General features: G+C 36.7%; 10 protein-coding genes. 7 read left to right on the plus strand and 3 right to left on the minus strand.

The window, feature by feature from the left end; all coding sequences use genetic code 11:
- Positions 1–60: 60 nt before the first annotated feature.
- A complete protein-coding gene (locus tag BCL90_RS14910; protein ID WP_121284799.1) occupies positions 61–396 on the minus strand; it encodes a MerR family transcriptional regulator in 336 nt (111 codons plus the stop codon).
- A gap of 116 nt (positions 397–512) precedes the next feature.
- On the opposite strand from BCL90_RS14910, the gene alaS reads away from it, so the two are divergent.
- A complete protein-coding gene (alaS, locus tag BCL90_RS14915; RefSeq protein ID WP_121284800.1) occupies positions 513–3,131 on the plus strand; it encodes an alanine--tRNA ligase in 2,619 nt (872 codons plus the stop codon).
- Positions 3,132–3,212: 81 nt separating this feature from the next.
- Here the strand turns inward: alaS and BCL90_RS14920 are convergent, their stop codons facing one another.
- Both BCL90_RS14920 and BCL90_RS14925 read right to left on the minus strand, forming a co-directional pair.
- Positions 3,213–3,728, minus strand: a complete 516-nt coding sequence (locus BCL90_RS14920; protein ID WP_121284801.1) for a hypothetical protein — start codon at positions 3,726–3,728, stop codon at positions 3,213–3,215.
- 123 nt (positions 3,729–3,851) lie between these two features.
- On the minus strand, positions 3,852–4,445 hold the full coding sequence (locus BCL90_RS14925) for a hypothetical protein (RefSeq protein ID WP_121284802.1): 594 nt from the start codon (positions 4,443–4,445) through the stop codon (positions 3,852–3,854).
- A 359-nt stretch (positions 4,446–4,804) separates the two neighbouring features.
- Here BCL90_RS14925 and BCL90_RS14930 point away from each other — a divergent pair, with 359 nt between their 5' ends.
- The 6 genes from BCL90_RS14930 to BCL90_RS14955 all read left to right on the plus strand — a co-directional run bounded on the left by BCL90_RS14930 (position 4,805) and on the right by BCL90_RS14955 (position 12,252).
- Positions 4,805–5,953, plus strand: a complete 1,149-nt coding sequence (locus BCL90_RS14930; protein WP_244095088.1) for an ATP-binding protein — start codon at positions 4,805–4,807, stop codon at positions 5,951–5,953.
- 111 nt (positions 5,954–6,064) lie between these two features.
- Positions 6,065–7,528, plus strand: a complete 1,464-nt coding sequence (gene gatB, locus BCL90_RS14935; protein WP_121284804.1) for an Asp-tRNA(Asn)/Glu-tRNA(Gln) amidotransferase subunit GatB — start codon at positions 6,065–6,067, stop codon at positions 7,526–7,528.
- A complete protein-coding gene (locus BCL90_RS14940) occupies positions 7,528–8,640 on the plus strand; it encodes a TlpA disulfide reductase family protein (protein WP_121284805.1) in 1,113 nt (370 codons plus the stop codon). Before gatB ends, BCL90_RS14940 begins: the two co-directional genes overlap by 1 nt.
- A 103-nt stretch (positions 8,641–8,743) precedes the next feature.
- Entirely contained in the window at positions 8,744–9,433 is a 690-nt protein-coding gene (locus BCL90_RS14945) for a response regulator transcription factor (RefSeq protein ID WP_029274338.1), read from the plus strand.
- 230 nt (positions 9,434–9,663) lie between these two features.
- Positions 9,664–10,386: an RluA family pseudouridine synthase gene (locus BCL90_RS14950; protein WP_121284806.1), complete on the plus strand. Its 723-nt coding sequence runs from the start codon at positions 9,664–9,666 to the stop codon at positions 10,384–10,386.
- A gap of 75 nt (positions 10,387–10,461) precedes the next feature.
- Positions 10,462–12,252: a chloride channel protein gene (locus BCL90_RS14955; RefSeq protein ID WP_121284807.1), complete on the plus strand. Its 1,791-nt coding sequence runs from the start codon at positions 10,462–10,464 to the stop codon at positions 12,250–12,252.
- The last annotated feature ends 69 nt before the right edge of the window (positions 12,253–12,321 follow it).

Here is a 12,321-nt window from a genome sequence, read left to right on the forward strand (position 1 = left end):
TGTATTTTTTTAATTACTTAAATGAACTCAAAGAGATCTATGTATAAGAGAATAGCGTGCTTACAGTTCTTCTGCCAGATTTACTAAAAAACTTTTCAGTTTTTCTAATGAATCAATAATCTTTTGATTCTCTCTAACACCTGTTTTATTGTTTTTTAAATAATCTTTGGCACCTTTTAGTGTAAAACCTTTTTCATCAACCAGGTTGAAAATAATTTTTAGGTTTTCAATGTCTTCTGGTGTGAAAAGGCGGTTACCTTTCTTGTTTTTTTTGGGTTGGAGGATATCAAATTCTTTCTCGTAAAAACGGATCTGCGATGCGTTGACATTAAACATTTCAGTCACCTCACCCATGGTATAATACATCTTATTAATGTCTCTTTCTTTATAAGGCATATTTTATAGTTGATTATGAGTGTTTTATATCGATTAATTAAAGTATTCAAATGTAGCTCGATTTTTCCTTATTAACGCAATAAAATTTTAATTTTGTTCCCTCCAATAATATTGAAATGACAGCAAAAGAGATTAGACAGGCATTCCTTAGTTTTTTTGAATCGAAACAACATCATGTTGTTCTTTCCGCACCGATTGTGGTTAAAAACGACCCCACTTTAATGTTTACCAATGCGGGTATGAACCAGTTTAAAGATCTGTTTTTAGGGGAGGCCACCATAAAGTATACTCGTGTTGCTGATACCCAGCGCTGTTTACGTGTTTCAGGCAAACATAACGATCTGGAAGAGGTGGGGATTGATACCTACCACCATACCATGTTCGAAATGCTGGGTAATTGGAGTTTCGGCAATTATTTTAAAAAAGAAGCCATTGCCTGGAGTTGGGAGTTACTGACTGAGATTTACAAAATCCCGAAGGAAAAATTATATGTTACCTATTTCGAAGGCGATGAAAAAGAAGGCCTGGAAAAAGACCAGGAAGCTTATGACTTTTGGAAACAATATGTGGATGAAAGCCATATTTTACCTGGAAATAAAAAAGACAATTTCTGGGAAATGGGTGATACCGGACCATGCGGGCCATGTTCTGAAATCCATGTAGATTGCCGTACCGACGAAGAAAAAGCTTTAATTGATGGTGCTACCTTGGTAAATGCAGATCATCCTCAGGTAATCGAAATCTGGAATAATGTATTTATGCAGTTTAACCGCTTAAAAGATGGTTCATTGCAAAGTTTACCAGCTAAACACGTTGATACCGGAATGGGTTTCGAACGCCTGGTACGTGTTTTACAGGAAAAAACCTCTAACTACGATACGGACGTTTTTCAGCCAATGATTCAGTTTATTGCGGAGAAATCTGGAATTAAATACGGTACCGACGAGAAAACAGATATCGCCATGCGAGTAATGGCCGATCACATCCGTGCCATTTCTTTTGTTATTGCCGATGGTCAATTGCCATCAAATAATAAAGCAGGTTATGTTATCCGCAGGATTTTACGCCGGGCCGTACGTTATGCTTATACGTTTTTAAACTTTAAAGAGCCTTTCTTAAATCAATTGGTTCCTTTATTGGCTGAGCAATTTAAAGGTGTATTTGATGAACTGATTTCACAACAGGATTTCGTTCAGAAAGTAGTACTGGAAGAAGAAGTTTCTTTCTTGAGAACCCTATCTACAGGAATTCAACGTTTTGAAAAATATCAGGCTACTGACGGTATGGTTGAAGGAGCTTTTGCCTTCGAATTATCAGATACTTTTGGTTTCCCAATCGATTTAACAGAATTAATGGCTAGAGAAAAAGGCTGGAGCGTTGATCTGGTTGGCTACGAACAGGCATTGAAAAAGCAAAAAGACGATAGCCGCGCGGCAACAGCCATAGATACTGGCGATTGGATTGTTGTAAATACAGAAGATCAAAGCGAATTTGTAGGCTACGATGACTTAGAAATCGAAACAGAAATTTTAAAATACCGTAAAGTAAAAGCCAAAGGCAAAGAACAATACCAAATTGTTTTACGCCAGACACCTTTTTATGCCGAAAGTGGTGGTCAGGTAGGAGATACTGGCCGTTTAGAAGACCATAGCCGCCAGTTTTGGGTAGATATTACTGATACCAAAAAAGAAAACGGCCTAACCGTTCATTTTACCGATATCCTACCCGATAATCTGGAAGGCAAATTCTGGGCAGTTGTAGATGAAGATAAACGTATTTTAACGGAAGACAACCACTCTGCCACACACTTATTGCATGCAGCCCTTAAACAGGTCTTAGGCAAACATGTTAACCAGAAAGGTTCATTGGTTAATGCAGATTACCTGCGTTTCGACTTTTCTCACTTTGCTAAAGTTACTGACGAGGAATTAGCACAGATTGAAGTAATTGTGAACCAGAAAATTCGTCAGAACATTAAGTTAAAAGAACAACGTAATGTTCCTTATCAGGATGCCATTGAAAGTGGTGTAACGGCTCTGTTTGGTGAAAAATATGGCGATTTTGTTCGTATGATTACTTTTGACGATCATTTTTCTAAAGAACTTTGCGGAGGTACACATGTAAAAGCAACCGGGCAGATTGGTTCTTTCAAAATTGTTTCTGAAAGCGCCGTTGCCGCAGGCGTTCGCCGTATTGAAGCCATTACAGCTGATAAAGCAGAGCAGTTTTTCTTAGATCAAAGAAAAGAATTAGGACAGTTAAAAGCTTTATTAAACGGAAGTAAAGATTTATCAGCTTCTGTTCAGGCTTTATTGGATGAGAATTCAAAACTGAAAAAGGAAATAGAAAAATCGACAATAGAGCGCGTAAATACTTTAAAACATGAAATTGTTCACCATGTAAGAGGGATTAATGGAATCAACCTGATTGCAGAACACATCGATCTGCAAAGTGCCGAAGCCATTAAAAACCTGGCTTTTTCTTTGAAAGATATGGTTGATAACCTGTTTTTGGTTTTCACTACAGAAATTGATGGTAAACCGGGAATAACGGTAATGCTTTCTGATCACCTGGTAAAGAAAGGATTAAATGCATCAAATATTGTTCGCGAATTGGGTAAAGAAATCCAAGGCGGCGGCGGTGGACAGCCTTTCTATGCTACAGCAGGCGGTAAAAATCCAGCGGGATTAAAAGCTGTTTTGGAAAAAGCTGAGAGTTTTATACCAAGTCACTAGCAAATTAAAATACACCCTGAAATCAACTAAGGGTGACGATGCTGTTAAACTAAAAAAGAGGCTAAAAGCCTCTTTTTTAGTTTAATGTCTGCCATGACCATGACCATGTTTTTCTTGGTGTCCTCTGAAGGATAAACCCGGATTTACCCTTCTATCATGATGCCTGCGATCTACATGATGAGGTTTGTAATGATTTTTTAGTCCGCGATATCTGATCCTATCGCCACCACCGTATGATGAACGGTAATAGTTGTTGTGGCTAACATAGGTTACTCTATGTGTGTTATAATAGCGATATGGGTTATTTCCGTGCATTACAATTTTACGCCCGTGACGCAGGTCATAACCTCTGTACCTTGCTGGTAAATATCTCGATCTTGTCCATCGGTTGCCATTCAAATAAACAAACTGCCTTTGCGGTACGTAATAATAAGATTGTACTTCTGGTAGATAATAATAATTAACGTTTTGGTAACCTGCAGGAACCCAGTTTGGTTGACTACCAACATTTACACTAATATTTACCTGAGCGTTAGATTGATTAGATGTTAAAGCCACGATACCTAAAATCGCGGAAATGATGAATAGCTTTTTCATAATAATCTATTTATTTGTGTGTACTTCAATAATTCAAATGCTGTGCCAAAACTTCTATTGTAACAGACATATAAAAAAAGGAGCCTCTTTCGAAACTCCTTTAACCACAACTAAATATTAATTTTAATGGCGTTCGTTATCACGGCCTTTTCTGTTATCCCTATCCGGGCGGTTATCTCGACCATTGTTAAATTGAGGACGTCCATTATTTTGAGCAGGTCTTATTACGTTTTTTCGCACTACACGATTAGGGCGGTTATTGATAACTGTGACGTTTCTTACCGGCCTTTGGTTATAATTAGGATGTCCTTTTACTACATAGTATTTGGTATCGTGGCTATCTCTTATAATGCTTTGGCGACCACCATAATTTTTATATTTACTGTATCTGGTTACATAAATATTGTTTCTCAAATACGGTTTTGGCTCATTAATCACCACTTTATAGGCGTGGTATAAATCAAAGTTCCTGTATTGGGCGGGCAAGTTGCTTACCCAAACCCAACGTCCGCCGTTAGGGTAAATGTATTGTGCAGTAGGTACATAATAGTAGGCATTTATGTCAGGAAAATAATAATAGTCTACATGATTATATCCTGTTGGACCCCAAACTGGCTGAGCACCAATATTGATATTTAAGCTAACCTGTGCTTTTGCATTGTTTATACTGAGTAATGAAACCATCAAAACTGCAGTAAATAAAACTAACTTTTTCATAATGTTTTTTAATTAAAGGTTTCTTTTGTGTGTTACCTGGATAGACAATAGCAATTGGCTTTGGTTTAGTTAAAAGCAACACTATTTAACATTCTTTAACGATTATATAAGTAACTGAGTAATTTTACTCAGCTTATTGAGTAATTTGTTAAAACATGTATAATTAACTCAATAACAGATATTTATTTAAAAATTTTTACCTTTAACATTACAATAATGTTATTATAGTTATAAGCATTTTGATTAGAATATTAGCAATTATTTTGAATTACTAAAGACATTGAGTAATTTTACTCAATACATTGAGTAAATTGTAAAATATGTTCCAAAGGTCTTATTTACAGAAACTTGTAAAGGTAATGAATGAACCAAAAAGGTTTATTCAAGTGCTTGTGGGTCCAAGGCAGATAGGCAAAACAACCTTGATAAGTCAATTGATCAAGGAAATTGATATGCCTTGTATATTTGAGTCTGCAGATGCTGTTGCTGCTTCAGATAGAACCTGGATCGAACTAATATGGTTTAATACCAGAGAACTATTAAAAGAACCCGGGATTAATGAATATCTTCTTGTTATTGATGAAATTCAGAAAATTGACAACTGGAGTGAAATTGTGAAGCGCCTATGGGATGAAGACATGCGTAATGGAGTAAACTTGAAAGTAATTTTATTAGGATCTTCCAGACTGCTCATTCAACAAGGACTAACTGAATCATTAGCTGGAAGATTCGAATTAACTTATTTAGGACATTGGAGTTTTGCTGAAATGGAAAGTGCTTTTGGTTTTACTGCCGAACAATATGTATGGTTTGGTGGTTACCCAGGTTCTGCGGACTTAATTAACGATGAAGAGCGGTGGAAAAACTATGTCTCTAATGCATTGATAGAAACCAGTATTTCGAAAGATATTTTAATGCTGACCCGTGTAGACAAACCTGCTTTAATGAAACGTTTGTTTGAATTGGGTTGTCTGTATTCCAGTCAGATCCTGTCTTTCACCAAAATATTAGGCCAACTTTCTGATGCAGGCAATACCACAACATTGTCGCATTATTTACAATTATTAGATACCGCAGGTTTGCTGGGTGGTATTGAAAAATTTGCTGCTGATGTAATCCGTAAGCGTTCATCCAGTCCAAAATTCCAGGTGCATAATAATGCTTTGGTAAGCGCTCAAAGAAATGAATTCTTCGAAGAGATCAGAAAACAGCCGGCAGAATGGGGGAGAATGGTCGAATCATCAATAGGTGCGCACCTGTTAAATCATTCTTTTGTAGAAGGTTACAAAGTATTTTATTGGAGACACAGAAACGATGAAGTAGATTTCATCTTAGAAAAACGTGGTAAAGTAATCGGCATAGAAGTTAAAAGTACAGGATTGGTTACAGGCACTTCTGGAATGGACGCTTTTAGTAAAATGTATAAGCCAGATAAAATTCTTTTAGTTGGAGCAGGCGGATTGCCCTGGCAGGAGTTTTTAAAAATTTCTCCATCAAGCCTTTTTTAACGAAAGACTAAATAATAACTATATTTGACACATTAATACTTAACCATAGATTAAATCTGTATTGAACTGTAACCTTTGGTTAATAAAACTTATAACAATAAGAAGCTTTAAATGCCTTTACAAGAAACAAGCCCCCAAACTGTTTTCGAACTCGTTTCAGGATTAGAGATCCACGTTCAGTTAAATACAAATACGAAAATATTTTCTGCTGATAGTGCATCTTTTGGGGCTTTACCTAATCAAAATATATCTACGGTTTCGTTGGCATTGCCTGGGGCATTACCTAAGTTAAACAAAGAAGTAGTAGCCAAAGCAATCCGTATTGGTTTAGCTTTAAATTGTACCATCAACCAGATCAATCATTTCGACCGGAAAAATTATTTCTACGCAGACTTGCCAAAAGGGTATCAAATTACTCAGGATAATCAACCAATCTGTGTAAATGGCTTTTTAGAACTTCAATTGGCTGATGGTTCTAAGAAGAAAGTTGGAATCAATCGAATACATCTGGAAGAAGACGCTGGAAAAAGTATTCATGATCAGGACGATAACTATTCGTTGGTTGATTTGAACCGCGCAGGTGTACCATTAATCGAGATTGTAACCGAACCCGATATTCGCAGTTCGGAAGAAGCTTCGGTATTGCTGAGTGAAATCAGGAAACTGGTAAGGCATTTAAATGTAAGTGACGGCAATATGGAGGAAGGCAGTTTACGTTGCGATGCCAATATTTCTATACGCCCGCAAGGCACTACCGAATTTGGAACCCGCTGCGAAGTAAAAAACCTAAACTCGATGCGTAACGTACGTAGGGCAATGGATTTTGAATTTGGCCGTCAGGTAGAAGTGATTAGCAATGGAGGAAGGATTATTCAGAGTACCTTGAATTTTGATGCTGATAAAGGGACTACTTCTCCAATGCGTACCAAGGAAGAAGCCAATGATTACCGTTATTTTTCTGATCCTGATTTACAACCCATTCATATTTCAGATGATTGGCTGGCAGAGATCAAATCATTGATGCCCGCTTTGCCAAATGAAATTTCAGAGCAATTGATTGCCGATTTTGGAATCAGCAAGGCAGATGCAGCATTATTTGCAGAGGATTTAGATCTTCTGGTTTATTTTAATACATCCAAACCGGTTGTAAACAATAAAAAAAGCCTGATCAATTGGTTAATCGGTCCAATAAGGGCTGTTTTAAATGAAAAAAGGATTGGCATTACCGATTTTAAAGTAAAACCTGAGCAGTTAGCGGAGGCAATTAATTTGGTTGATGATAAAAAAATTACCCAACAGATTGCCATTCAACAATTATTGCCAGCTATTGAATCAAAGGAAAATGCAAACGTGACCCATTTAGCGCAATCATTAAACTTACTTATTTCTGAAAATGGAGACGAATTAAGTGGTTTTATTGATGAAGTGTTAAATAAATTCCCTCAACAGGTAGAAGCGTACAAGAAAGGTAAAAAGGGTGTTTTAGGTTTGTTTGTTGGTGAGGTAATGAAACTAGCCAAAGGAAAAGCCGATGCTAAAAAATTAAATGAATTAATACTTGAAAAACTGAAATAATGAGACTAAAACAATTGAGCCTGATCATGCTGATCGCGATTGCCTTCACTGCATGTAAATCTAAAGATAGCTTTACGATTGACGGAACTTTCCAGAATCCGGGTAAGGAGAAGAAAGTATTTTTATACGGCATGCAAAACAGCAATATGGTTGCAATCGATTCAACTAATTTATCAGAAAAAGGTGAATTTAAATTCATCCGTAAAACGCCATCGGTTGATTTCTTTAGGGTATCGGTAGGTAACCATGAGTTTATGTTAATTGCAAAAAATGGCGACGACATTAAATTACAAGCTGATTTGGCTGATAAAACCATGGCGTATAAAATTTCAGGAGCGAATGAGGTGGAAAAATTATCAGAACTGAATGCCATTAGAAATAATTTTGCCAAACAGGTAGAAAAACTACAGGCCGATTTTGAAGCAAAAGTGGCAACACAACCTCAAAACAGGGCCGCTGTATTAGAATCGATGAAACCTCAGTACGAATCTTATATCAACCAATTGAATACACAGATTATAAAATTTGCTAAAGACAATAAAGGTACGTTAGCCAGTTTCTATGCCATGAATACTTTAAGTCCACAAGAATTTGAAGCAGAACTGGTAAAATTTGCTGATGAAGTTAAAGAAGAAATTAAAGGCAATGCTACGGTTGATGCTTTTGTAAAACAGATGGCGCTTTTAAAAGCGGTTCAGGTGGGGCAGGTTGCTCCGGCATTTACCATTAATACAGCAGAGAACAAACCGGTAAGTTTATCAGATTATAAAGGAAAATATGTGTTGATCGACTTTTGGGCATCATGGTGCCAGCCTTGCCGCCAGGAGAATCCGAATGTAGTTAAAGTTTACAATAAATATAAAAATAAGAACTTCGATATTATTGGCATTTCGTTAGATACTGATAAGGCTGCGTGGTTAGGTGCAGTGAAAGCAGATGGATTAACCTGGACACATGTATCAGAATTAAAAGACTTTAACGGCGAAACGGTAAAAAAATATCAGGTACAAGCCATCCCAACTTCTTATCTGGTTGATCCTGCTGGAAAAATAGTAGCTAAAAACTTGCGTGGCGACGAACTGGAAGGCTTTTTAGCTAAAACGTTACGTTAAAAAAAATTCCATGTTAAACTAATTTAAGTAATTAACAATTTCTTAACTTAGACTTAACTAAATATTGCATCATAGACACTACTTTCGTAACAAATATTTAACTATGAACAACGCAGGTCAGAAAATATTAATTGTTGATGATGAACCAGATATTCTGGAGCTTATTGAATATAATCTTAAAAAAGAAGGTTATCAGGTTTTCACAGCTACCAATGGCCAGGAAGGAATTACTGTTGCGAAAAAGGTACATCCGGATTTGATTATCCTGGATATTATGATGCCTAAAATGGATGGGATTGAGGCTTGCCGTTTAATGCGTGCAATACCCGAGTTTAAGAATACATTTATGGTTTTCTTAACCGCCAGAAGTGAAGAGTATTCAGAAATTGCAGGTTTTAATGTAGGTGCTGATGATTATATCGCAAAACCAATTAAACCACGTGCTTTAGTGAGCCGTATAAATGCTATTCTAAGAAGAAATACTGGTACGGAAGAAGTATCTGAGAACAAATTGGAAATTGGAGATTTAGTAATCGACCGTGAAGCTTATTTGGTTTTTCAAGGCGGTAACAAAGTGGTATTGGCCAAAAAAGAATTTGAGCTTTTGTATTTACTGGCGTCAAAACCAGGAAAAGTTTATACACGCGAATCGATCCTAAAAAATATCTGGGAAGATTCAGTAGTGGTAACTAATAGGACTATCGATGTTCACATTCGTAAACTTAGAGAAAAATTAGGTGAAACTTATGTATCAACCGTAAAAGGAGTAGGTTATAAGTTTGAACTTTCTTAAATTATAAAAGCTAAAGGTATTAAGCCGTTCTGATCAAACATCGGGGCGGCTTTTTTTTGTTTTTCATTTCGACTGCTGTAGAAAAAATTGATGATTCAGATTTCTCCATTTCGCTGCGCTTCAGTCTAAAGGACGATTACCCGCGCTGGCAAGATGAATAAATTAAGGGCAACGTCGACTGTAAGAAAAAATAAAATCGTACTTTTGCGCTTCATTAATTACAGCACAGCTTGAAGTTTCCAAATTTTAAAGACCTTATTCTTTTCGAAGACAACGATTTTATTGTGATCAATAAACCTCCATTTTTAGCCTCACTCGATGAACGAGGAGGATCTGGAGAGACCAATGTGTTACGTCTGGCTAAACAATACAGCGATGATGCACAGGTTTGTCACCGTTTGGATAAAGAAACTTCCGGTGCTTTAATTATTGCTAAAAACCCTGAAGCTTACCGCCATGCTTCCATGCAATTTGAAAGAAGAAAAGTGAATAAAACCTATCATGCGGTAGTAGATGGACATGTCATTTTCGATCAGTTAACAGTTGATCTGCCGATCTTGAACGATGGCAATAAAAATGTAACTATTGATAGGGCAGAAGGCAAAAGAGCAGAGACTATTTTCGACTCGTTAAAATATTATAAACACTATACTTTGGTGGAATGTAAGCCAATAACAGGCCGCATGCACCAAATCCGTATTCACCTGGCTACGCAAAGGGCGGCTATTGTGGGTGATGATATGTATAAAGGTAAACCGGTTTTTCTTTCTTCAATTAAAAGAGGTTATAAATTAACCAAGGGTGAAGAGGAGCAACCAATCATGAAACGTTTTGCTTTACATGCCCGCCATTTGGTTTTTAAAGGACTTAACGATCAGGATATTGTAATCGATGCGCCATACCCTAAAGATTTTGCAACATTAATTAAATTATTGGACAAATTTGATGCATAAAAGAGGCCTTTAAATTGGCTTCTCTCTTTGTTTTTGTTACTTTTGGGCATCGCCCTCTATTTAAAAAACAATAGAATGTACATCAGATTTGTAAATTACCTTGATAAGATTAACCAGTACCGGAAATCTAAAATATCAAACCGTAATTTCTTAGTTATCCTTGCCGTAATTGTCGGGATTTTAGCCGGATTGGCTGCCGCTGCTTTAAAAAGTTTAACCCACCACATCGAAGAATTTCTTCAGTCTGATTGGCATTGGAAATACAAATACTACCTGTATTTTATTTTTCCGATGATCGGTATTTTATTAACAGTACTGTACATCAAATACTTTATCCGTAAAACGAAGTTCGAAACAGGATTAACTCCTTTACTTTATGCTATTTCAAAAAAATCGAGTAAGGTAGAAGCACACAATATTTATTCGCAGATCATAACCGCAGCAGTTACGGTAGGTTTTGGTGGCTCGACAGGTTTGGAAGCGCCTATTGTAACCAGTGGATCAGCCATTGGATCCAATCTTGGCCGTGTATTGGGTTTATCGTACCGCGAAATTACCATGCTGGTGGCTTGTGGTGCAGCCGCTGGTATTGCAGGAGCATTTAATAGCCCGGTAGCGGGGATTGTTTTTGCCATCGAAATTCTATTGCCCGAATTTACCATTCCTGCATTTATTCCGCTTTTACTATCCGCCGCAACAGCAGCAGTAGTAGCAAGACTATTTTATACCCAGCAGCTTTTCTTTTTGGTTACTGAAGGCTGGAAGGTTAATGCTTTATTCTACTATGTCATACTGGCTTGTTTTATTGGTTTGTTCTCCATCTATTTTACCAAAGCCAATTATGCTGTAAAAGGATTATTTTATAAAATAAAACATCCTTATACCAAAGTAATTGTAGGTGGTTTGATGTTGGGAGCTTTGGTATTTCTGTTTCCAACTTTATACGGTGAAGGATATATCACGATAAAAGGCTTGCTAAAAGGTGATTATCATACAGTCATCAATAATAGTATTTTTGCTGATTATAACACCATTCCGGCTATAGTAGTGTTGTTTACTCTGGTAACCATTTTCATGAAATCCATAGCGACTTTGGTTACTTTAGGTGCAGGTGGAAATGGAGGTACATTTGCACCCAGTTTAATTATGGGCGGTTTAATCGGGTTTATATTTGCTTATGTGGTGAACCTGTCAGGAATAGCACAGCTAAATGTTTCTAATTTTATTGTGGCTGGTATGGCTGCTGCTTTGGGCTCCATTATGCATGCGCCTTTAACCGGTATTTTTCTGATTGCTGAAATTACGGGAGGATATATTTTAATGGTGCCATTGATGATTACTACTGCAATATCTTACGCCATTAACCGCAGTTCTCAGAAACATTCTATTTATACTAAAGCATTGGCCGATAAGGGAGAACTATTATCTCATGAAGATAAAGATACCACTGTTTTAAACCAGATGAAACTGAAATACCTGATTGAGAAAAGTTATCCTAAGTTACAGATGAATGACCTGATTTCGGTTAAGATGAATGAAATTTTGCAATCGCATAAAAATATCTGTGCGGTTACTGATGAGCTGGGTGATTTTAAGGGGATTATTTATATTGAAGAATTATTTAATGAGATGATCAACCATCCTGATAAGGGGAATTTAATGGCGTCTCATTTGGTCCAGTCTGCACCGAATACCATTACAGAAAACGATGAACTTAAAATGGTTCTGGAGAAAATGGAACAGGATAATGTATGGATTTTACCGGTACTAACCGAACAGAACCATTATTTAGGTTTTGTTTCTAAAGCAGCTATCTTTAATAAATACAGGGCATTGCTGATGAGGCAGAATGACTATATGGGATAACCCCTAAATCCTGTGATATCGTCCTTTCGACCGTAGTGGAGAAATCTATTAGCAAATAATTTAATAGAT

This window comes from Pedobacter alluvionis (genome assembly GCF_003664035.1).
Taxonomy (GTDB): Bacteria; Bacteroidota; Bacteroidia; order Sphingobacteriales; family Sphingobacteriaceae; genus Pedobacter; species Pedobacter alluvionis.

What these genes read in the sequence shown, in the direction of transcription:
- BCL90_RS14940 (WP_121284805.1), top strand. Translation starts at nt 7,528, where the DNA reads ATGAGACTAAAACAATTGAGCCTGATCATGCTGATCGCGATTGCCTTC.
- BCL90_RS14920 (WP_121284801.1), bottom strand. Translation starts at nt 3,728, where the DNA reads ATGAAAAAGCTATTCATCATTTCCGCGATTTTAGGTATCGTGGCTTTA.
- BCL90_RS14955 (WP_121284807.1), top strand. Translation starts at nt 10,462, where the DNA reads ATGTACATCAGATTTGTAAATTACCTTGATAAGATTAACCAGTACCGG.
- alaS (WP_121284800.1), top strand. Translation starts at nt 513, where the DNA reads ATGACAGCAAAAGAGATTAGACAGGCATTCCTTAGTTTTTTTGAATCG.
- BCL90_RS14925 (WP_121284802.1), bottom strand. Translation starts at nt 4,445, where the DNA reads ATGAAAAAGTTAGTTTTATTTACTGCAGTTTTGATGGTTTCATTACTC.
- gatB (WP_121284804.1), top strand. Translation starts at nt 6,065, where the DNA reads ATGCCTTTACAAGAAACAAGCCCCCAAACTGTTTTCGAACTCGTTTCA.
- BCL90_RS14945 (WP_029274338.1), top strand. Translation starts at nt 8,744, where the DNA reads ATGAACAACGCAGGTCAGAAAATATTAATTGTTGATGATGAACCAGAT.
- BCL90_RS14930 (WP_244095088.1), top strand. Translation starts at nt 4,805, where the DNA reads ATGAATGAACCAAAAAGGTTTATTCAAGTGCTTGTGGGTCCAAGGCAG.
- BCL90_RS14910 (WP_121284799.1), bottom strand. Translation starts at nt 396, where the DNA reads ATGCCTTATAAAGAAAGAGACATTAATAAGATGTATTATACCATGGGT.